Origin of the sequence: Ideonella sp. (genome assembly GCF_041914305.1) — a bacterium.
Classification (GTDB): domain Bacteria; phylum Pseudomonadota; class Gammaproteobacteria; order Burkholderiales; family Burkholderiaceae_C; genus Ideonella.
This window is the reverse complement of sequence record NZ_JAYSDQ010000033.1, coordinates 1-19259: the sequence shown is the minus strand read 5'-3', so window position 1 is coordinate 19259 and position 19259 is coordinate 1. Positions and strand designations below refer to the sequence as shown.

Genomic DNA, 19259 nt, shown 5'->3' with positions numbered 1-19259 from the left:
GGATCAGTGCAGGCCACCGTAGTTGTCTTCGCGGATCACACGTGGCGTGATCTCGCGCGGCTCGATGGTCACCGGTTGGTAGACGACTCGCCGCGTTTCAGCGTCGTAGCGCATCTCGACGTGACCCGAGACCGGGAAGTCCTTGCGCATCGGGTGGCCGATGAAGCCGTAGTCGGTCAGGATGCGACGCAGGTCGGCATGGCCTTCGAAAATGATGCCGTACAGGTCGAAGGCTTCGCGCTCGAACCAGTTGGCCGAGCTCCAGATCGGCGTCACCGAAGGCACCACCGGCAGGTCGTCGTCGGGCGCAAAAACCTTGACGCGCAGGCGCCAGTTCAGGCTGACCGACAGCAGGTGCGAGACGACCAGATAACGCGCGCGATCGTTCGGCTCGTCTCGGTAGGCCGACATGTCCATGCCGCACAGATCGATCAGCTGCTCGAAGCGCAGGCGCGAGTCGTCACGCAGCTGCGTGGCCACCTCGGACCAATCGGCCGCGGCCACCGTGATGGTGATCTCGCCGCGGTCGCGCTTGAATTGCTTGATGCGCCCGCCGAGCGCGGCTTCGAGCGCCGCCTGCAGGTTGTCGAGTTTCTGCGTCATGCTTGCCTAAGACCTGAGGGGCGATTTAGCGGGCGATCGTGTTTTCGCGGCGGATCTTGGCCTGCAGTTGCAGGATGCCGTAGAGCAGCGCTTCGGCCGTCGGCGGACAGCCCGGCACGTAAACATCGACCGGCACGATGCGGTCGCAGCCGCGCACCACCGAGTAGCTGTAGTGGTAGTAGCCACCACCATTGGCACAAGAGCCCATCGACAGCACCCAGCGCGGCTCGGCCATCTGGTCGTAGACCTTGCGCAAGGCCGGCGCCATCTTGTTGCACAGCGTGCCGGCCACGATCATCAGGTCGCTCTGGCGCGGGCTGGGGCGGAACAACATGCCGAAGCGGTCGATGTCGTAGCGCGCCGCACCGGCATGCATCATCTCGACCGCGCAGCAGGCCAGGCCAAATGTCATCGGCCACAACGAACCGGTCTTCGACCAGTTCACCAGCTTGTCGACCGAGGTGGTGACAAAGCCCTCTTTCAGAACGCCTTCGATACCCATGTGATGCGTGCCTCTCGATGCCGAGCGAGCTCAAGAACCGCTCGGCGTACAGCCCGTGGCCGGGATCACTCCCAGTCGAGAGCGCCCTTCTTCCATTCGTAGACGAACCCCACCACCAGGATGGTGAGGAAAATCATCATGGCCCAGAAGCCCGATGCGCCGATGTCTTTCAGCGAAACCGCCCACGGAAACAGAAAGGCGATTTCGAGGTCGAACAGGATGAACAGAATCGCTACCAGGTAGTAGCGAACGTCAAACTTCATGCGGGCGTCTTCGAACGCTTCGAAGCCGCACTCGTAAGGGGAGTTCTTTTCGGCGTCAGGCCGGTTGGGGCCGAAGACGAAGCCGATGATCTGGGGCAGCACACCGACCGCCGCACCGACCAAGATGAAGAGGATGACGGGGAGGTAAGGTTGCAGGTCCATGGTCGGGTGTCCAGCAGTCGCGTCGTTTGTCCCATCCGGCCACGAGAAAGGCGCGCCGCCCGACGAACGCCGGCGAGTCACCGTTCGATCGACGAACCTAGCGCGCCCAGCTCATTCCCTGTCTCAATTCAGGGCGCCCGCCCAGGCGCCGGATGAGGGCCTGGACGATTGAACTCTGGTGCCGACGGCGAGACTCGAACTCGCACAGCTTTCGCCACTACCCCCTCAAGATAGCGTGTCTACCAATTTCACCACGTCGGCACGTGCACTCTGCGAAGCCACTTTGCATGCGCTCTAGCGCGCATCACAAAGACCTTCGCGTCACTGTTCAGCTTGCTTGAGGATGGCTTGCTGAACAGCCTTGGATTCTAGCCTGATTGTGAGGCCCTTCCCAGGGTTTCGCCGCCTCACGACAGGACACTTATGCGTTCCTGATGTGACGCAAGCACCACGCTCATTGTGTCGGGATGGCCGGTGCCGACGAAGCCGCAGGCGCCGGTGCCGAAGCCGCGGCCGATGCAGCACCCGAAGCCGCCACGGCGGCCGGGGTCGCACGGTCGAGCACGCTGCTGCCGGCGTCTTCGCGCGAGGCACCGCTCGACATGAAGGCCAGGCCCAGCGTGGCAATGAAGAACACCGACGCGCAGACCGCCGTCGAGCGCGACAGGAAGTTCGCGCTGCCGGTGGCGCCGAACAGGCTGCCCGAGGCACCGCTGCCGAACGACGCGCCCATGTCGGCACCCTTGCCGTGCTGCACCAGCACCAGCCCGATCATCGCGATGGCGGACAGCATTTGCACCACCACCAGCAGGTTCAACCAGATTTGCATGTTCTGAAGACTCCGAAAAATTCAATGTGCCGACACGAAAGGCTGTTCAGCCCGCCGCGCGGCAGATGGCGACGAAATCCGCCGCCTTCAAGGAAGCACCGCCGATCAGGCCACCGTCGATGTCGGCCTGGGCGAACAAGGTGGCCGCGTTGTCGGGCTTGACGCTGCCGCCGTAGAGGATGGGCATCGACTCGGCATGCGGCGTGGCCGCGTGCAGTTGCGCGCGCAGCAGCGCATGCACCGCCTGCGCCTGCTCGGGCGTCGCGGTGCGGCCGGTGCCGATGGCCCAGACCGGCTCATAGGCCACGACCATCTCGCCCACGCAGTGGCCCAGCGTGTGGATCACGGCCGACAGCTGGCGCTTGACCACTGCATCGGTCTCGCCGGCCTCACGCTGCGCCAACGTTTCACCGACGCAGACGATGGGCGTCACGCCACGGGCAAGCGCAGCCTTGGCCTTGTCGGCCACCAGCTGGTCGCTCTCGGCATGGTAGGCGCGGCGCTCGGAGTGGCCGACGATCACGTAGCGGCAGCCGAACTCGTGCAGCATGCCGGCCGACACTTCGCCGGTGTAGGCGCCCTGCTCGTGCATCGAGCAGTCTTGCGCACCCCAGCGGATGTCGCTGCCGGCCAGCGCGACGGCTGTCTCGGACAGGTACGGGAACGGCACGCAGACCGCCACGTCGCAGACAAAAGGCCGGGCCGCCACGACGCCGGCCAACAGCTCGGCATTGGCCGAGTGGTTGCCGTGCATCTTCCAGTTGCCTGCCACCAGTTTGCGTCTCATCTTCTTTGACTCTTTGTTTGTTGATCAGGCGCCGGGCCAGCGCAGCACGATCTTGCCGACATGCTGGCTCGACTCCATCAGCGCATGGGCCGCCGCGGCGTCAGCGGCCTCGAACACCCGCTCGATCACCGGCTTGATGCGACCGGCCTCGATCAACGGCCACACCTTGTCGCGCAGCGACTTCGCGATCGCGGCCTTGAAGGCCACCGGGCGCGGCCGCAGCGTCGAGCCACTGATCGTCAGCCGCCGGCGCAGCACCTCGCCCGCATTGATCTCGCTCTTCACACCACCCTGCACTGCGATGATGACCAGCCGGCCGCCGTCGGCCAGGCAACTCAACTCGCGCGCCACGTAGTCGCCGGCGACCATGTCGAGCACCACGTCGGCGCCGCGGCCGTCGGTCAGCCGCTTCACTTCGGCGGCGAAGTCGACAGCGCGGTAGTTGATCGCATGGTCGGCACCGAGCGCCACGCAGGCGGCGCATTTTTCATCGCTGCCCGCGGTGACGATCACCGTCGCGCCCATGGCCTTGCCGAGCTGAATGGCCGTCACGCCGATGCCGGACGAGCCGCCCTGCACCAGCAGCGTCTCGCCCGCCTTCAGGCCGCCGCGGTCGAACACGTTCGACCAGACGGTGAAGAAGGTCTCGGGCAACGTGGCGGCTTCGATGTCGCTCCAGCCCACCGGCACCGGCAGGCATTGCGTGATCGGCGCCGCGCACAGCGCCGCGTAGCCGCCACCGGCGACCAGCGCGCAGACGCGGTCGCCGAGCTTGAAGCCCGCAGCCGCCAACTCGCCGGCGTCACCGCCGACGATGGCGCCCGCAATCTCCAGACCCGGCAGGTCCGACGCACCGGGCGGCGGTGCATAGGCGCCCTTGCGCTGCAGCACGTCTGGCCGGTTGACGCCGGATGCGGCCACGCGGATCAGCAACTCGCCCGCCACCGGCTGCGGGTCGGGGCGCTCGGCCTCGACCAGCACCTCGGGGGCGCCGAACTCGCGGATCGTGATGGCTCGCATGGGTGTCGCTCAGCCAGGCGTTATTGCTGCTGCTGGTCTTGCTGCTGTTGCGCCTGGCCTTCTTCGGCCGGCGCGTCAGCGGCAGAACCTTCCGGGCGCTGCTCGGCGCGCTCGCGGCGGGGGCGGTCGCCCCGGTCGCCACGCTCGCCACCACGGCCACCGCGGTCGCCACGGTCGTTGCGGTCACCGTACTCACGGCGCGGACGCTCGAAGCGCGGCTCTTCTTCCATGCCTTCAGGGCGCTCCAGCAGGGCCTTCATCGACAGCTTGATGCGGCCCTTCTCGTCGGTCTCGAGCACCTTGACCTTGACCATCTGGCCTTCCTTGAGGAAGTCCTCGACCTTCTCGACGCGCTGGTGCGCGATCTGGCTGATGTGCAGCAGGCCGTCCTTGCCGGGCAGGATGTTGACCAGGGCGCCGAAGTCCAGGATCTTGGTGACCGGGCCTTCGTAGACCTTGCCCACTTCGGCTTCGGCGGTGATCTCTTCGATGCGCTTCTTCGCGAACGCGGCCTTGTCGGCGTCGGTCGAGGCGATCGTGATGGTGCCGTCTTCGCCGATGTCGATCGTCGTGCCGGTCTCTTCGGTCAGCGCACGGATGGTGGCGCCGCCCTTGCCGATCACGTCACGGATCTTCTCCGGGTTGATCTTCATCGTGTACAGGCGCGGGGCGAACTGGCTGACTTCCGTCTTCGCTTCGCCCATGGCCTCGACCATCTTGCCCAGGATGTGCATGCGCGCTTCCTTGGCTTGCGCCAGCGCGACCTGCATGATCTCCTTGGTGATGCCCTGGATCTTGATGTCCATCTGCAGGGCGGTGATGCCGGCGGTGGTGCCGGCCACCTTGAAGTCCATGTCGCCCAGGTGATCTTCGTCACCCAGGATGTCGGTCAGCACCGCGAAGCGGCTGCCTTCCTTGATCAGGCCCATCGCGATGCCGGCCACGTGGGCCTTCATCGGCACGCCGGCGTCCATCAGCGCAAGGCAGCCGCCGCACACCGAGGCCATCGACGACGAGCCGTTCGACTCGGTGATTTCCGAGACGATGCGAATCGTGTACGGGAAGTCTTCCTTGCTCGGCAACGCGGCAACGAGCGCCCGCTTGGCCAGGCGGCCGTGGCCGATTTCGCGGCGCTTCGGGCTGCCCACGCGGCCGGTTTCGCCGGTGGCGAACGGGGGCATGTTGTAGTGCAGCATGAAGCGCTCGTCGTAGGTGCCGGCCAGCGCGTCGATCATCTGCGCGTCGCGCTCGGTGCCCAGGGTGGCGGCGACCAGCGCCTGCGTTTCACCACGGGTGAACAGCGCCGAGCCGTGCACGCGCGGCAGCACGCTGTTGCGGATCTCGATGCCACGCACGGTGCGCGTGTCGCGGCCGTCGATGCGCGGCTCGCCGGCCAGGATCTGGCCACGCACGATGCGGGCTTCGATCTCGAACAGCAGGCCTTCGACAGCCACGCTGTCGAATTCGATGCCTTCGGCCTTCAGCGAGGCCATCACGTTGGCGGTGGCTTCGCGGCAGGCCTGGGTGCGGGCCTGCTTCGAGCGGATCTGGTAGGCGGCACGCAGCGGGCCCTCGGCCAGCGCGGTGACCTTGCCGATGAAGGCTTCGTCCTTGGCGGGGGCCTGCCATTCCCACACCGGCTTGCCGGCGTCGCGCACCAGGTCGTGGATCGCGTTGATCGCGATCTTGCCCTGGTCGTGGCCGAAGACCACGGCGCCCAGCATCACGTCTTCCGGCAGTTGATCGGCTTCGGATTCGACCATCAGCACAGCCGCTTCGGTGCCGGCGACGACCAGGTCCATCTTCGAATCGGCCAGCTGGGTCTTGCCCGGGTTCAGCACGTATTCGCCGTTGATGTAGCCCACGCGGGCGGCACCGATCGGGCCGTTGAACGGGATGCCCGAGATCGCCAGCGCGGCGCTCGAGGCGATCATCGCGGCGATGTCGGCTTGAATCTCGGGGTTCAGGCTCAGCACGTGGATGACGACCTGGACTTCATTGAAGAAGCCATCCGGGAACAGCGGGCGGATCGGACGGTCGATCAGGCGGCTGGTCAGCGTCTCGAGCTCGCTCGGGCGGCCTTCACGCTTGAAGAAGCTGCCGGGGATCTTGCCGGCGGCGTAGGTCTTCTCGATGTAGTCGACCGTCAAGGGGAAGAAATCTTGGCCGGGCTTGGCTTCTTTCTTGGCCACCACGGTGGCGAGCACCACGGTGTCTTCGATATTGACGATGACCGCGCCGCTGGATTGGCGAGCCACTTCGCCCGTTTCCATCACGACCTGATGGGGGCCCCATTGGAAAGTCTTGGTGACCTTGTTGAACATGCTCATGGAGAGTCTCCGGTGATTTTGCGGCGCACTTGCGGTGGCACCTGGAGGAACCGGGAGCGAGACGGCGGCGGGTCGTATGCCATTCCAGCAGGCGGCAAGACAGCCTCCTGGAATGACACAGCAACAACCGTGGCAGCCTGCCCCTTAAGAACCGAAAAACAAAGAGCCTGTGCCGGGGCGGACCCCGGACAGGCTCTTGGGTCGACCGCCGGGCCGCCCCAAGAAACACCCTCCCCCACGGGGGGCGGGCATCGCTTGCGGTGACCTGGAGGCGGTCGGGATCATTCGGCGGCGATTTACTTGCGCAGGCCCAGCTTCTGGATCAGCGCGGTGTAGCGGTCGGCGTCCTTGTCCTTCAGGTAGGACAGCAGGCGCTTGCGCTGGTTGACCATCTTCAGCAGGCCGCGGCGGCCGTGGTGGTCCTTCAGGTGGGCCTTGAAGTGAGGGGTCAGCTCGTTGATGCGGGCGGTCAGCAGAGCGACCTGGACTTCCGGCGAGCCGGTATCGGCAGCAGCGCGGGCATGGGCCTTGACGATGTCGGCCTTGTTGATGTCAGCCACGGACATGGCGATTTCCTTGTGAGGTGTGGAAGCCGCCGACGGCCTGCAGGGCGCAGGCTGGGCCGTACGGTTTCCGGTTCTAACTTGCGATCCCGGGTGAAACCGACCCGAGTCGTGCCTGCTTCGGCATCAAGCGCCAAGGCGCCCGAATGCAAAACCTGCAGAGTATAGCCGATCGGCGCTTTGCGCCCTGAAATCGGTTACCGGGCGACACACCCGGCCGGGGAAGATCATGAAGCTTCATCGAAGGGTCGCAAAACACGCGAACCGAGGGCTAAACGCCTTGATCGGCTCGACATCGGCCCAGATACTGCGCCGCTCAAGCAGGCCCATCACAACGAGGAGCGGGCGCCTGGATCCCAACAGTCCAGGCCTCCGAAGGGCTTGCCCAACCCCTTTGATATCGAACGAAGGACTCTCATGCGATTCAAGACCACCGCTCTGCTGACCGCCATCGCGGCCCTGGCGACCGCCAACCTGGCTTTCGCCGCCAAGGACGACCACCTGAGCCACCGCTGCTACACCGTGGCCCCCGAAGCCAGCGAGCGCGCCCGCATCGACGACAACCTGACCGCCTTCCTGCGCATGCAGAACGCCCGCGGTGTCGACACCAACCGCGCTGCCGCCAGCGTGACGATCCCGGTCTGGTTCCACGTCATCAACAAGGGCACCGGCCTGTCGAACGGCGACATCCCGCAATCGCAGATCGACGACCAGATCGCCGTGCTGAACGCTGCCTACGCCAGCACCCCGTTCAAGTTCTCGCTGGCCGGCGTTGACCGCACCACCAACGCCACCTGGTACACGATGGCCCCGGGCTCTTCTGCCGAGAAGAACGCCAAGACGGCCTTGCGCAAGGGCGGCGCCGACGCGCTGAACCTGTACACCGCCAACCCGGGCGGCGGCCTGCTGGGCTGGGCAACCTTCCCGAGCGACTACGCCGCGAAGCCGAAGAACGACGGCGTCGTCGTGCTGTTCTCCAGCGTCCCGGGCGGCACCGCTGCACCTTACAACGAAGGCGACACGGGCACCCACGAAATCGGCCACTGGCTGGGCCTGTACCACACCTTCCAAGGTGGCTGCGCCAAGCCGGGCGACTCGGTGAAGGACACGCCTGCTGAGAAGTCGGCTGCCTTCGGCTGCCCGACCGGCCGCGACAGCTGCAGCACGAAGGCGGGTCTGGACCCGATCACCAACTTCATGGACTACACCGACGACAGCTGCATGAACCAGTTCACCGCGGGCCAGACCACCCGCATGAACCAGCTGTACCAGCAATACCGTCAGCCCTGATCCGGGCCGATCCGGCTTGTGCCGGATGAGCGAAAGCCGGCCCTTCGTGGCCGGCTTTTTTCCTTGACGTTCAGCTCTACCCTGCCTCGGCCAGGTCCCAACGCGGCCGAACCGAAAAACGATGCTCATCGCTCAGGACCGCCAACCCCGCCTGACAGCGCATGGCCGCCGCCAGCGCGATCATCGCGCCGTTGTCGGTGCACAGATGAAGCTCGGGGTAGTGCACCTTGGCGCCCAGCCTGGCGCAGGCCGCACCAAGCTCGCCCCGCAGCATCGCGTTCGCCCCTACGCCCCCTGCCACGACCAGGCGCCGCAACCCTGTCTCGCGCAGCGCTCGCATCGACTTGCGCACCAGCACCTCGACGATCGCAGCCTGCGTGCTGGCCGCCAGATCGGCCCGCTGCTCGGGCGACACCTCTGTGCCCAGCCGCTTGAGCGTCGTCATCACCGCGGTCTTCAAGCCGGCGAACGAAAAATCGAGGTTCGGCTGGTGCAGCAATGGGCGCGGCAACTCGAACGCATGTCCGTTGCCGCTTTCGGCCAACCGAGCCAGCGCCGGCCCGCCGGGGTAACCCAGGCCCAGCAACTTGGCAGACTTGTCGAACGCCTCGCCAGCCGCATCGTCGATGGTCTCGCCCAGCAACTCGTAGCGCCCCACCCCGTCGACCCGCATCAGCTGGGTGTGGCCACCGGACACGAGCAGCGCCGCAAACGGAAACTGCGGCGGGTCGGCCGACAGGAACGGCGACAGCAGGTGGCCTTCGAGGTGATGAATGCCCAGCGTGGGCCGGCACAGCGCCGCAGCCAGGCCGCAGGCAACGCCGGCACCGACCAGCAACGCCCCCGCCAAGCCGGGGCCGCGGGTGAAGGCGACCAGGTCGATGTCGCGCAGCGCCACGCCCGCCTCGGCCAACGCCGCCTCAGCCAGCGGCAGCGCCCGGCGCACGTGGTCACGCGAAGCCAACTCGGGCACCACACCGCCATAGGCCTCGTGCATCTGCACCTGACTATGCAAGGCCTGGCCGCGCAGCCGCGGCGGCTCGGCGCCTTCGAAGGAGACAACCGCCACGCCGGTTTCGTCGCAGGACGATTCGAAACCCAAAATGTTCATGAATGTGTCAATCTGGAACGTGGCTTGCTACACGACTTCCTGTGCTTTGCCAACCCGGATTTGAATCGGAGCCAGGACAATGCCATTCACGGAGAATAGCGTGCTAACGTGGCCAAAAGCCTCGCGATGCTGGGCAAAAAATTTGAGCGAACGTTGGGTATGAAAGAATACAAACTGCTTTCCTGGCCGGACCTTCCGACTGAGTTTCGCCGCACCGGTTTTCGCCGGCTGCTGAGCGATCTGTCTCAGCGCCACATCAGCGAAGCGTCGCTGCTCAAGCGCGACGGCATCAAGCCCGCCGAGGTGCGCGCGCTGCTGCAGTTCCTGGCCTCTCGCAATGTGCTCGAAGTGCGCACCGCCGCCCCGGGCGCCGGCCGCTGGCGGCCCAATCTCGTCGGCTGGTTCCGCCGTTTGACGGCCTGACTCAGTCGCCGCTGATCACCTCCCCCCACTGAGCCAGGCAATGCCTGGCTCAGCTGCTTGTGGGGGCCCGGCTCAGTGGTTTTCGCGAGCGTGGTTGATCGTGTACTTCGGCAGCTCGATCGTCACGTCTTCGTCGCTGACGATGGCCTGGCAGGACAAGCGCGAGGTCGGCGTCAGCCCCCAGGCCTTGTCGAGCAGGTCTTCCTCGATCTCGTCGAGCTCGCCCAGCGAATCGAAGCCTTTCTTGATGATCACGTGGCAGGTCGTGCAGGCACAGCTCATCTCGCACGCGTGCTCGATCGCGATACCGTTTTCAAGCAAGGCCTCGCAGATCGACACGCCGGGCTCGGCCTGGATCTCGTCGCCCTGCGGGCACAGCTGGGCGTGGGGAAGAATCTTGATGACAGGCATGGGGTCGTGAAGGCTCAGATCTCGTCCAGCCCGCGCCCGGTGAGCGCGGTGCGAATGCCGCGGTTCATGCGCGCCGCGGCAAAGTTTTCGGTGCCGCCGGCCAGGGCCTCCACGGCTTGATTGATGGCGTCGGGCTGGTCGCCCTTGGCGGCCTCGCGCACCCGCTCTAGCAGCTGGGCGATCGACAGGCGCTCGGCCTCGTCGAGCAAGTCACCATCGGCCGCCAGCGCCGCCTGGGTGGCCAGGTCCATGCGCTCGGCCTCGACACGGGCTTCGCGCAGCGCGCGGGCCTGCATGTCGGCCTCGGCGCTCGAAAAGCTCTCTTTCAGCATCCGGGCGATGTCGTCGTCGGCCAGCCCGTAGCTGGGCTTGACCTGCACGGCCGCCTCGACGCCCGACGTGAGCTCGCGGGCGCTGACGCTCAGCAGGCCGTCGGCATCGACCTGGAAGCTGACGCGGATACGCGCCGCGCCGGCGACCATTGGCGGGATCCCGCGCAGCTCGAAGCGCGCCAGCGAGCGGCAGTCGCTGACCAGCTCGCGTTCGCCCTGCAGCACATGGATGACCATCGCGGTCTGGCCGTCCTTGAAGGTGGTGAAGTCTTGCGCCTTGGCCACGGGGATGGTCGTGTTGCGCTCGATCACCCGCTCGACCAGGCCCCCCATCGTTTCCAGGCCCAGCGACAGCGGGATCACGTCCAGCAGCAGCAGCTCGCCGTCCTTGGCATTGCCGGCCAGCGCGTTGGCTTGCACGGCAGCGCCGATCGCCACCACCTCGTCCGGGTTCAGGTTGGTCAGCGGCTCGTGGCCGAACAATTCGCCGACCGCGCGGCGCACCGACGGCATGCGGGTCGACCCACCGACCAGCACCACGCCCTTCACCTCGTCTTTCTTGACCTTGGCATCGCGCAAGACCTTGCGCACCGCAGCCAGCGTGCGCTGCAGCAGCGCTTGCGTCACCGTGTCGAACTGCTCGCGCGTCACCGCCTGGGCCAGATCGCGCCCGGCCACCTGGCAGCGCAGCGTGGCTTGCGGTGCGTCGGTCAATGCCTCTTTGGTTGCCCGCGCGGCCACCAGCAGCGCGCGGCGCTCGTGCGGCGACTGCGGCTCGACGCCGGCTTGCGCCGCCACCCAATCGGCCAGCGCGTGGTCGAAGTCGTCGCCGCCCAGCGCCGCGTCGCCACCGGTGGCCACCACCTCGAACACGCCGCGCTGCAAGCGCAGCAGCGAGATGTCGAAGGTGCCGCCCCCCAGGTCATAGACGGCGTACAGCCCTTCGCTGCCGTTCTCCAGCCCATAGGCCACGGCAGCCGCGGTGGGTTCGTTGATCAGCCGCAGCACGTTGATGCCGGCCAGCTGCGCCGCGTCCTTGGTGGCCTGGCGCTGCGCGTCGTCGAAATAGGCCGGCACGGTGATCACTGCACCGAACAGGTCGTCGTCGAAACTGTCTTCGGCGCGCTGGCGCAGCGTGGCCAGGATCTCGGCCGACACCTCGACCGGCGTCTTCACACCCTGGCGCGTCTCGATCGCCACCATGCCCGGGTGGTCGACAAAGCGGTACGGCAGCTTGGCGCGGCCGGTCACGTCGGCCAGGCCCCGGCCCATCAGGCGCTTGACCGAAACGATCGTGTGCTCGGGGTCGTCGGCCTGGGTGGCCGCGGCGTCGTAGCCGATCTGGCGCTTGCCGCTTTCGAGGTAGCGAACGATCGACGGCAGCATCGTGCGGCCCTGCGCGTCGGGCAGGCACTCGACCACGCCGTGGCGCACGGCCGCGACGAGCGAATTGGTGGTGCCCAGGTCGATGCCCACCGCGATGCGCCGCTGGTGCGGATCGGGCGACTGGCCGGGTTCTGAAATCTGCAGCAATGCCATGGGTTCAAGAATCGAATTGTTCGAGCCGGCGGTTCACGTCGGCGCGAAAGCGGTGCACGAACATCAGCGCGCGCACCTTGTCGGCGGCCGCTGCCGCATCGTGGCGCTCGTCCAGCGCGCGGGCCACGTCGTCGAGCAGCTCGGCCTCACGCGCCGCCACGGAATCGTCCAGCGCCTGCACGGCCGACTCGTCCTCGGCTTCGTCCAACGCTTCACGCCAGTGCATCTGCTGGGCCAGGAAGCTGACCGGCATCGCCGTGTTGCGCTCGGCGTTGATCGGCGCGCCACGCAGCTCGCACAGGTAGGCGGCGCGGGCCAGCGGGTCTTTCAGGCGCTGGTGGGCCTGGTTCACCCGCACCGCCCACTGCATCGCCAGGCGCTGGGACGCGGCCCCCTCGGCACTGAAGCGGTCGGGATGCACCCGGGCCTGCAACGAGCGCCAGCGCTGGTCGATCTCGGCACGGTCGAGCGTGAACCGCTGCGGCAGGCCGAACAGCGTGAAGTCGTCATCGTCGAGCTTCATGGCCGTCTGCATGGGCTCGCTGGCGTTCACAGGCGCTTTTCGTAGAAGAGCGACAGGCCGTTGTCGGGGTAGCCGCCGAAGGCGCCCCGCAACACGTAGCCGCTGCGCTCGTACAGGCGCACCGCTTCGAGCTGATCGCGCCCGGTTTCGAGCAGTGCCAGCGAAACGCCGCCCGCCTTCAACCGCTCTTCCAGCTGCGCCAGCAGGCGCTGCGCGACCCGCTGGCCGCGCGCGGCCGGGTGCACGAACATGCGCTTGATCTCGCCGTAGGGCTGGTCGGCCGTGTCGGGCTCGCCGGGCATGCGGCGGGTGGCGCCGCAACCGATCAACCCACCCTGCTCCTGGGCCACCAGAAAGTCGATCTCGGGCGCGAGCAACGCCTGCACGTCGAGGATGTGGTTGTCCTCGGGCTCATAGAGCGACGCCAGGTAGGCGTCCAGCTCAGCCAGCATCGCCACCACCTGCGGGTGGTCGGGGCGCTCGGGGCGAATCAGGATCTCGCGAGAAGACATGGGGGCAGGCAGAACATGAAAAAGGCGCGGCCTGTTCAGCGCCGCGCCCGGTCAGAGAGAGCCATTGTCGACGAAGCGTTTCGACCCTCGTCAGACGCGGAACGACTCACCACACCCGCAACGGTCTTTCTCGCGCGGGTTGTGGAACTTGAAGCCCTCGTTCAGGCCTTCGCGAACGAAGTCGAGCTCGGTGCCATCGAGGTAGGGCAGGCTCTTCGGATCGACCAGCACCTTCACGCCGTGGCCTTCGAAGACCACGTCTTCGGGCGCCACGTCGTCGGCGTATTCCAGCTTGTAGGCCAGGCCGGAACAGCCGGTGGTCTTCACGCCCAGGCGCACGCCCACGCCCTTGCCGCGGCGGCTCAGGTAACGCGTGACGTGGCGGGCCGCCGCCTCAGTCAGGGTGACCGCCATCGGCTCAGCTCGCCTGTTCGCTGGTGGCTTCGGCGGCTTGCGTGGCGTCGTGGCGCGAGCGGTAGTCGTCCACCGCCGCCTTGATCGCATCTTCGGCCAGGATCGAGCAATGGATCTTCACCGGCGGCAGCGCCAGCTCTTCGGCGATGTGGGTGTTCTTGATCGTCAGCGCCTGGTCCAGCGTCTTGCCCTTGACCCACTCGGTGACCAGCGAGCTCGACGCGATCGCAGAGCCGCAGCCGTAGGTCTTGAAGCGCGCGTCCTCGATCAAGCCGGTGGCCGGGTTGACCTTGATCTGCAGCTTCATCACATCGCCGCAGGCCGGCGCACCGACCATGCCGGTGCCGACGGAGTCGTCACCCTTGTCGAAGTTGCCGACGTTGCGCGGGTTCTCGTAATGGTCGATGACCTTCTGGCTGTAAGACATCGTGGTACTCCTGAATCAGTAGTCGCGGGGCGCGCTTTCCCTCAATGCGCGGCCCATTGAATGGCAGAGATGTCGACGCCGTCGCGGTACATGTCCCACAGCGGAGACAGCTCACGCAGCTTGGCAACGCGGTCTTTCAGCGTCGCTACGGCGTAGTCGATCTCGTCTTCGGTCGTGAACCGGCCGATCGTGATGCGCAGGCTCGAATGCGCCAGCTCGTCGCTGCGGCCCAGGGCGCGCAGCACATAGCTGGGCTCCAGGCTGGCCGAGGTGCAGGCCGAGCCCGACGACACCGCCAGGCCCTTGACACCCATGATCAACGACTCGCCTTCGACGTAGTTGAACGAGATGTTCAGGTTGTGCGGCACCCGCTTTTCGAGGTGGCCGTTGATGAAGGTCTGCTCGATGCCCGACAGGCCATCGATCAGGCGCTGGTGCAACGCACGGATGCGTGGCAACTCGGCCGCCATCTCCTCGCGGGCAATGCGAAAAGCCTCGCCCATGCCGACGATCTGGTGCGTGGGCAGCGTGCCCGAGCGCAGGCCACGCTCATGGCCGCCGCCGTGCATCTGCGCTTCGAGGCGCACGCGCGGCTTGCGGCGCACGTAAAGCGCACCGATGCCCTTCGGGCCGTAGGTCTTGTGCGAGGCCAGGCTCATCAGGTCGATCGGCAGCTTGGTCATGTCGATCTCGACCTTGCCGGTGGCCTGTGCCGCATCGACGTGGAAGATCACGCCGTTCTCGCGGCACAGTTTGCCCAACGCGACCACGTCCTGGATGACGCCGATCTCGTTGTTGACGAACATCACCGAGGCCAGCACCGTGTCGGGCCGGATCGCGGCCTTGAAGGCCTCGAAATCGACCAGCCCGTCGGGTTGCACATCGAGGTAGGTCGCCTCGAAGCCCTGGCGCTCGAGCTCACGCACCGTGTCGAGCACGGCCTTGTGCTCGGTCTTCACGGTGATGATGTGCTTGCCCTTGGTCTGCGCGTAGAAGTGCGCCGCGCCCTTGATCGCCAGGTTGTTGGACTCGGTGGCACCCGAGGTCCAGACGATCTCGCGCGGGTCGGCGTTGATCAGGGCCGCCACCTCGCCACGGGCCTTCTCCACGGCCTCTTCCGCCTCCCAACCCCAGGCGTGGCTGCGGGATGCCGGGTTGCCGAAGTGCTCGCGCAACCAGGGCACCATCGCGTCCACCACGCGGTTGTCGACCGGCGTGGTGGCGCCGTAGTCCATGTAGATCGGGAAATGCGGGGTCATGTCCATGGCGAAAGGCTTCTGGCTTCCTTACTTCGAGAACGCGTTGCCGAGCGCAAACACCGAGTTCGGTGCGGTGATCTTGATCGGCTTGACGACAGGCTGGCTGGAAATCGCGCGCTTGATCGGCGCTTCTTCGATCGACACGCCCTTGGCGAGTTGATCGTCGACCAGCTTGCGCAAGGTGATCGAGTCGAGGAATTCGATCATCTTGGTGTTCAGGCTGGCCCACAGCTCGTGGGTCATGCAACGGCCGGCGTCATCGCCCATGCAGTTTTCTTTGCCGGCGCAGCCGGTGGCATCGATCGGTTCATCGACCGCGACGATGATGTCGGCCACGCTGATCTCCTCGGCCTTGCGGCCGAGCGAGTAGCCGCCGCCCGGGCCACGGGTGCTTTCGACCAGCTCGTGCCGGCGCAGCTTGCCGAACAGCTGCTCAAGGTACGACAGGGAAATCTGTTGACGCTGGCTGATCGCCGCCAGCGCCACGGGCCCGTTGTTCGAGCGCAGCGCCAGATCAATCATGGCGGTGACCGCAAAGCGGCCCTTGGTGGTCAATCGCATAGGGTTCTCCTGCTGAGAGATCTCCATCGCCACCCTCGCGCGACGACTTCGAAACTCTTTGCGGCCAAATGGCCAAATGGGTTGGAACCGTACCGGACGGCCCGGGTTTACCCGCGGCAGAGTCCGACTGTTTTGCTCAATTATAGCCGAGGCCGAGCGTTTTTGTCGAGTATCAGTTTGCCAACGCCGCGTGAACGCCGAGTTGACGGCGTTGGCAGCACGAAGCTGCCGGAAACGGTCAGATGAGGCCGGCTTACCGCCCGAACAAGTGCTCGAGCAAACCTTTACAGCCGGCCTCGACGAGATCGAGCACCCGCTCGAAGTCGGCCGGGCCGCCATAGTAAGGGTCAGGCACCTCGGTGCCGGGTTGAGGGGAAAAGTCCATCAGCAAACGCAGCGCCCCCTGCCGGCTCGGCGCGACACGGCGCTTCAAGGCGGCCAGGTGCCAGCGGTCCATCGCCAGCAACCAGTCGACTCGTTCGAAATCGGCGGCACCCACCTGGCGCGCCCGCAAGGCGCCCAGCTCATAACCTCGGCGGCGGGCATGGTCTTGCGAGCGCACATCGGGTGGTGCGCCGACATGGTAAGCCTCGATGCCGGCCGAATCGATCAGCAGGCGGTCGGCCACGCCCTGCTTCTCGGCCAAGGCGCGCAGCACCGCCTCGGCCGTGGGCGAGCGACAGATGTTGCCGGTGCAGACCATCACCACGTGGATCGGCGGGTCGGCCGTCATGCGCTGTGCTCCTCATTCATGATCGTTCGCGGTGTCGCCGGTATTCATTCAAGGGGTACGTTGCTGCGCTGTCATTGTCGGCGCCCACGGCCGCCCTAAACTGGCACTGTCCAGTGTCGAGTCTGGGCGCCCTGCAGTCCACGATGATTCGCCGCCTCACCTGCCTGCTGTTGGTGTTGTTGTACGGCTTCGTGCAGGCGGCGCCCGTCGAGGTCGTCACCACCGACGCCCCACCCTTCAACATGCTCGACGGCCAGTACCCGTCCGGCTTCGCGACCGACATCTTGCGCGAGTCGATGCAGCATGCCGGCCTGGAGCCCCACATCGAGTTCCTGCCCTGGCCGCGCGCCTTGCTGCGCGTCAAGGAAGACCCGAACACGCTGATCTACACGATCTCGCGCACCCCCGAGAGAGAAGACCAGTTCGAATGGATCGGCCCGTTCGCGCGGCACCAGGGCTTCTTCTACAAGCTCAGCAACCGCAGCGACATGCGGCTCGACAGCCTGCAAGACGTGCGCAAGTACCGCGTCGCCACCGTGCGCGGCGACGCGCAGACCGACCTGATGCTCAAGCTCGACATCGTCGACCAGAACCTGCTGCAGCTGGTCAGCGATGGTGACACCACGATCCGCCTGCTGCTGGCCGGGCGGGTCGACCTGGTGATCGCCAACGAGATCGGCATGGCCTGGCGCATGAAGCTGCACGGCCTGTCGGGCACCGAGGTCGAACGCACGGTGATGCTGGTCGACAACGGCGGCTACTACTTCGCCTTCGGCAAGGGGGCCGACCCCACGCTGGTGGCCCGGCTGCGCCGCGGCTTTGCCGAGGTCAAGGACAAAGGCTTGCCGCAGCGCCTGCTCGAGCGCTACCTGCCCGGCTGCAAGGGCTGGCCCAACGGCTGCCCGCAACTGGCGCGTTAGTTGGCCCGCGCAACCGCTCAGCGCCCGCTGACCACCGGCACGACGTTCGAATCGTGCGCCGCGCCGGCACCGAAGGCCTGCTCGCGCAGCAGCGCCAACTGGTCGCGCACGCGGGCCGCCTTCTCGAACTCGAGGCTCTTGGCGAATTCGAGCATCTGCTTTTCCAGCGCCTTGATGCGCTTGCCCAGGTCTTTCTCGCTCAGCGCCTCGACCTCGGCCGCCTGCTGCGCCAGGCGCAGATCGTCCTTGCCCGACTTCTCGGCCACCACGCCGTCGATCAGCTCCTTGACCTGCTTGCGGATGCCTCGCGGCACGATGCCCATCTCGGCGTTGAAGGCGATCTGCTTGTTGCGCCGGCGCTCGGTCTCGTCCATGGCCTTGCGCATCGAGTCGGTGATCTTGTCGGCGTAGAGGATCGCGCGGCCATTCACGTTGCGCGCGGCGCGGCCGATCGTCTGCACCAGGCTGCGCTCGGCGCGCAGGAAGCCCTCTTTGTCGGCATCGAGGATCGCCACCAGCGACACCTCGGGGATGTCGAGCCCCTCGCGCAGCAGGTTGATGCCGACCAGCACGTCGAAGGTGCCCAGCCGCAGGTCGCGCAGGATCTCGACGCGCTCGACCGTGTCGATGTCCGAGTGCAGGTAGCGCACCTTCACGCCGTTGTCGCTCAGGTAGTCGGTCAGCTGCTCGGCCATGCGCTTGGTCAGCGTGGTGATCAGCACGCGCTCGCCAGCCTCGACCGTGTGACGGATCTCCTGCAGCACGTCGTCGACCTGGTGCGTGGCCGGCCGCACCTCGACGATCGGGTCGACCAGGCCGGTCGGCCGCACCAGCTGTTCGACCACCTGGCCGGCATGCTGCTGCTCATAGGCCGCTGGCGTCGCCGAGACGAAGATCGCCTGGCGCATCTTGGTCTCGAATTCCTCGAACTTCAGCGGCCGGTTGTCCAGCGCGCTGGGCAGGCGGAAGCCGTAGTCGACCAGCACACTCTTGCGCGCCCGGTCGCCGTTGTACATGCCGCCGAACTGGCCGATCAGCACATGGCTTTCGTCCAGGAACATCAACGCGTCCTTGGGCATGTAGTCGACCATCGTCGGCGGCGGGTCACCCGGCGCGGCACCGGACAAGTGCCGCGTGTAGTTCTCGATGCCCTTGCAGTGGCCCACCTCCTGCAGCATCTCGAGGTCGAAGCGCGTGCGCTGCTCCAGCCGCTGCGCCTCGACCAGCTTGCCCTCCTTGATGAAGAAGTCGAGCCGCTCGCGCAACTCGGCCTTGATCGTTTCGATCGCCGCCACCACACGGTCGCGCGGCGTCACGTAGTGGCTGGATGGGTAGATCGTGAAGCGCGGCACCTTCTGCCGGATGCGCCCGGTCAGCGGGTCCAGCAGGCTCAGGCTCTCGACCTCGTCGTCGAACAGTTCCAGGCGCACGGCAAGCTCGGAGTGCTCGGCGGGGAACACGTCGATCGTGTCGCCGCGCACGCGAAAGGTGCCGCGCGAGAAGTCGGTCTCGTTGCGGGTGTACTGCATGCGGATCAGTTGGGCGATCACGTCACGCTGGCCGATCTTGTCGCCCACCCGCACGATGAAGCGCATCTGCGTGTAGTCCTCGGGCTTGCCGATGCCGTAGATCGCGCTGACCGAGGCCACGATCACCGTGTCACGCCGCTCCAGCACGCTCTTGGTGGCGGACAGCCGCATCTGCTCGATGTGCTCGTTGATCGACGAGTCCTTCTCGATGAACAG

At 66.3% G+C, this 19259-nt stretch carries 22 protein-coding genes and 1 tRNA gene; 3 read left to right on the top strand and 20 right to left on the bottom strand.

Features of this window, described 5'->3' with window-relative positions; translation table 11 throughout:
* Positions 1-3: 3 nt before the first annotated feature.
* The 9 genes from ACE3SG_RS28290 to rpsO form a co-directional block, all read right to left on the bottom strand.
* Complete coding sequence (locus ACE3SG_RS28290) at positions 4-603, bottom strand: NADH-quinone oxidoreductase subunit C (protein WP_374569611.1); 600 nt, start codon at positions 601-603, stop codon at positions 4-6.
* A gap of 25 nt (positions 604-628) precedes the next feature.
* Positions 629-1105 (bottom strand): NADH-quinone oxidoreductase subunit B family protein, encoded by a 477-nt coding sequence (locus tag ACE3SG_RS28285; RefSeq protein ID WP_328577948.1) that lies wholly within the window; start codon positions 1103-1105, stop codon positions 629-631.
* Positions 1106-1170: 65 nt separating this feature from the next.
* On the bottom strand, positions 1171-1530 hold the full coding sequence (locus tag ACE3SG_RS28280; RefSeq protein ID WP_374569610.1) for an NADH-quinone oxidoreductase subunit A: 360 nt from the start codon (positions 1528-1530) through the stop codon (positions 1171-1173).
* A 176-nt stretch (positions 1531-1706) separates the two neighbouring features.
* A tRNA-Leu gene (locus ACE3SG_RS28275) sits at positions 1707-1791 on the bottom strand.
* A gap of 193 nt (positions 1792-1984) precedes the next feature.
* A complete protein-coding gene (gene secG, locus ACE3SG_RS28270) occupies positions 1985-2359 on the bottom strand; it encodes a preprotein translocase subunit SecG (RefSeq protein ID WP_374569609.1) in 375 nt (124 codons plus the stop codon).
* Positions 2360-2405: 46 nt separating this feature from the next.
* Positions 2406-3146, bottom strand: a complete 741-nt coding sequence (gene tpiA / locus ACE3SG_RS28265; protein WP_374569608.1) for a triose-phosphate isomerase — start codon at positions 3144-3146, stop codon at positions 2406-2408.
* Between the two features lie 24 nt (positions 3147-3170).
* On the bottom strand, positions 3171-4166 hold the full coding sequence (locus tag ACE3SG_RS28260; RefSeq protein WP_374569607.1) for an NAD(P)H-quinone oxidoreductase: 996 nt from the start codon (positions 4164-4166) through the stop codon (positions 3171-3173).
* A gap of 20 nt (positions 4167-4186) precedes the next feature.
* On the bottom strand, positions 4187-6496 hold the full coding sequence (gene pnp, locus ACE3SG_RS28255) for a polyribonucleotide nucleotidyltransferase (protein ID WP_374569606.1): 2310 nt from the start codon (positions 6494-6496) through the stop codon (positions 4187-4189).
* 296 nt (positions 6497-6792) lie between these two features.
* A complete protein-coding gene (rpsO, locus tag ACE3SG_RS28250) occupies positions 6793-7062 on the bottom strand; it encodes a 30S ribosomal protein S15 (RefSeq protein WP_374569605.1) in 270 nt (89 codons plus the stop codon).
* Between the two features lie 414 nt (positions 7063-7476).
* Between rpsO and ACE3SG_RS28245 the strand changes: the two genes are divergently transcribed.
* Entirely contained in the window at positions 7477-8349 is an 873-nt protein-coding gene (locus ACE3SG_RS28245) for a zinc metalloprotease (protein WP_374569604.1), read from the top strand.
* A 76-nt stretch (positions 8350-8425) separates the two neighbouring features.
* Here ACE3SG_RS28245 and tsaD read toward each other — a convergent pair whose 3' ends face one another.
* The gene (tsaD, locus tag ACE3SG_RS28240) at positions 8426-9460 is read right to left on the bottom strand and encodes a tRNA (adenosine(37)-N6)-threonylcarbamoyltransferase complex transferase subunit TsaD (protein WP_374569602.1); all 1035 of its coding nucleotides are present in this window, start codon (positions 9458-9460) and stop codon (positions 8426-8428) included.
* Between the two features lie 108 nt (positions 9461-9568).
* Between tsaD and ACE3SG_RS28235 the strand changes: the two genes are divergently transcribed.
* Positions 9569-9883, top strand: coding sequence for a hypothetical protein (locus ACE3SG_RS28235; RefSeq protein WP_374569601.1), 315 nt, complete (start codon positions 9569-9571; stop codon positions 9881-9883).
* A 72-nt stretch (positions 9884-9955) separates the two neighbouring features.
* Here ACE3SG_RS28235 and fdx read toward each other — a convergent pair whose 3' ends face one another.
* From fdx to ACE3SG_RS28190, 9 genes are all read right to left on the bottom strand, one after another.
* Positions 9956-10294: an ISC system 2Fe-2S type ferredoxin gene (gene fdx / locus ACE3SG_RS28230; RefSeq protein ID WP_374569600.1), complete on the bottom strand. Its 339-nt coding sequence runs from the start codon at positions 10292-10294 to the stop codon at positions 9956-9958.
* Positions 10295-10308: 14 nt separating this feature from the next.
* Positions 10309-12165 carry a Fe-S protein assembly chaperone HscA gene (gene hscA, locus ACE3SG_RS28225; protein WP_374569599.1) on the bottom strand — a complete coding sequence of 619 codons (1857 nt, stop codon included), beginning with the start codon at positions 12163-12165 and terminating at the stop codon, positions 10309-10311.
* A gap of 4 nt (positions 12166-12169) precedes the next feature.
* A complete protein-coding gene (gene hscB, locus ACE3SG_RS28220; protein WP_374569598.1) occupies positions 12170-12688 on the bottom strand; it encodes a Fe-S protein assembly co-chaperone HscB in 519 nt (172 codons plus the stop codon).
* 26 nt (positions 12689-12714) lie between these two features.
* Positions 12715-13200 carry a GNAT family N-acetyltransferase gene (locus tag ACE3SG_RS28215; RefSeq protein ID WP_374569597.1) on the bottom strand — a complete coding sequence of 162 codons (486 nt, stop codon included), beginning with the start codon at positions 13198-13200 and terminating at the stop codon, positions 12715-12717.
* Between the two features lie 90 nt (positions 13201-13290).
* Entirely contained in the window at positions 13291-13614 is a 324-nt protein-coding gene (gene iscA, locus ACE3SG_RS28210; RefSeq protein ID WP_374569596.1) for an iron-sulfur cluster assembly protein IscA, read from the bottom strand.
* Between the two features lie 4 nt (positions 13615-13618).
* Entirely contained in the window at positions 13619-14041 is a 423-nt protein-coding gene (gene iscU, locus ACE3SG_RS28205) for a Fe-S cluster assembly scaffold IscU (protein WP_374569595.1), read from the bottom strand.
* Positions 14042-14082: 41 nt separating this feature from the next.
* The gene (locus tag ACE3SG_RS28200; protein ID WP_374569594.1) at positions 14083-15306 is read right to left on the bottom strand and encodes an IscS subfamily cysteine desulfurase; all 1224 of its coding nucleotides are present in this window, start codon (positions 15304-15306) and stop codon (positions 14083-14085) included.
* A gap of 21 nt (positions 15307-15327) precedes the next feature.
* On the bottom strand, positions 15328-15861 hold the full coding sequence (gene iscR / locus ACE3SG_RS28195) for a Fe-S cluster assembly transcriptional regulator IscR (RefSeq protein WP_329721337.1): 534 nt from the start codon (positions 15859-15861) through the stop codon (positions 15328-15330).
* A gap of 253 nt (positions 15862-16114) precedes the next feature.
* Complete coding sequence (locus ACE3SG_RS28190) at positions 16115-16594, bottom strand: low molecular weight protein-tyrosine-phosphatase (RefSeq protein WP_374569593.1); 480 nt, start codon at positions 16592-16594, stop codon at positions 16115-16117.
* A gap of 143 nt (positions 16595-16737) precedes the next feature.
* Here ACE3SG_RS28190 and ACE3SG_RS28185 point away from each other — a divergent pair, with 143 nt between their 5' ends.
* Positions 16738-17514 carry a substrate-binding periplasmic protein gene (locus tag ACE3SG_RS28185; protein WP_374569592.1) on the top strand — a complete coding sequence of 259 codons (777 nt, stop codon included), beginning with the start codon at positions 16738-16740 and terminating at the stop codon, positions 17512-17514.
* Between the two features lie 17 nt (positions 17515-17531).
* On the opposite strand, the gene uvrB is transcribed toward ACE3SG_RS28185, so the two are convergent.
* Positions 17532-19259, bottom strand: a 1728-nt coding sequence (gene uvrB / locus ACE3SG_RS28180; RefSeq protein ID WP_374569591.1) for an excinuclease ABC subunit UvrB, incomplete at its 5' end; no start/stop codon positions are given.

Excerpts from the sequence above, each read along its gene's own strand:
- fdx (WP_374569600.1), bottom strand. The coding sequence starts at position 10,294 with ATGCCTGTCATCAAGATTCTTCCCCACGCCCAGCTGTGCCCGCAGGGC.
- iscR (WP_329721337.1), bottom strand. The coding sequence starts at position 15,861 with ATGCGATTGACCACCAAGGGCCGCTTTGCGGTCACCGCCATGATTGAT.
- hscB (WP_374569598.1), bottom strand. The coding sequence starts at position 12,688 with ATGAAGCTCGACGATGACGACTTCACGCTGTTCGGCCTGCCGCAGCGG.
- ACE3SG_RS28185 (WP_374569592.1), top strand. The coding sequence starts at position 16,738 with ATGATTCGCCGCCTCACCTGCCTGCTGTTGGTGTTGTTGTACGGCTTC.
- iscA (WP_374569596.1), bottom strand. The coding sequence starts at position 13,614 with ATGGCGGTCACCCTGACTGAGGCGGCGGCCCGCCACGTCACGCGTTAC.
- ACE3SG_RS28200 (WP_374569594.1), bottom strand. The coding sequence starts at position 15,306 with ATGGACATGACCCCGCATTTCCCGATCTACATGGACTACGGCGCCACC.
- ACE3SG_RS28285 (WP_328577948.1), bottom strand. The coding sequence starts at position 1,105 with ATGGGTATCGAAGGCGTTCTGAAAGAGGGCTTTGTCACCACCTCGGTC.
- ACE3SG_RS28245 (WP_374569604.1), top strand. The coding sequence starts at position 7,477 with ATGCGATTCAAGACCACCGCTCTGCTGACCGCCATCGCGGCCCTGGCG.
- ACE3SG_RS28260 (WP_374569607.1), bottom strand. The coding sequence starts at position 4,166 with ATGCGAGCCATCACGATCCGCGAGTTCGGCGCCCCCGAGGTGCTGGTC.
- pnp (WP_374569606.1), bottom strand. The coding sequence starts at position 6,496 with ATGAGCATGTTCAACAAGGTCACCAAGACTTTCCAATGGGGCCCCCAT.
- ACE3SG_RS28190 (WP_374569593.1), bottom strand. The coding sequence starts at position 16,594 with ATGACGGCCGACCCGCCGATCCACGTGGTGATGGTCTGCACCGGCAAC.
- secG (WP_374569609.1), bottom strand. The coding sequence starts at position 2,359 with ATGCAAATCTGGTTGAACCTGCTGGTGGTGGTGCAAATGCTGTCCGCC.
- ACE3SG_RS28215 (WP_374569597.1), bottom strand. The coding sequence starts at position 13,200 with ATGTCTTCTCGCGAGATCCTGATTCGCCCCGAGCGCCCCGACCACCCG.
- iscU (WP_374569595.1), bottom strand. The coding sequence starts at position 14,041 with ATGTCTTACAGCCAGAAGGTCATCGACCATTACGAGAACCCGCGCAAC.
- ACE3SG_RS28280 (WP_374569610.1), bottom strand. The coding sequence starts at position 1,530 with ATGGACCTGCAACCTTACCTCCCCGTCATCCTCTTCATCTTGGTCGGT.
- hscA (WP_374569599.1), bottom strand. The coding sequence starts at position 12,165 with ATGGCATTGCTGCAGATTTCAGAACCCGGCCAGTCGCCCGATCCGCAC.
- rpsO (WP_374569605.1), bottom strand. The coding sequence starts at position 7,062 with ATGTCCGTGGCTGACATCAACAAGGCCGACATCGTCAAGGCCCATGCC.
- tsaD (WP_374569602.1), bottom strand. The coding sequence starts at position 9,460 with ATGAACATTTTGGGTTTCGAATCGTCCTGCGACGAAACCGGCGTGGCG.
- tpiA (WP_374569608.1), bottom strand. The coding sequence starts at position 3,146 with ATGAGACGCAAACTGGTGGCAGGCAACTGGAAGATGCACGGCAACCAC.
- ACE3SG_RS28290 (WP_374569611.1), bottom strand. The coding sequence starts at position 603 with ATGACGCAGAAACTCGACAACCTGCAGGCGGCGCTCGAAGCCGCGCTC.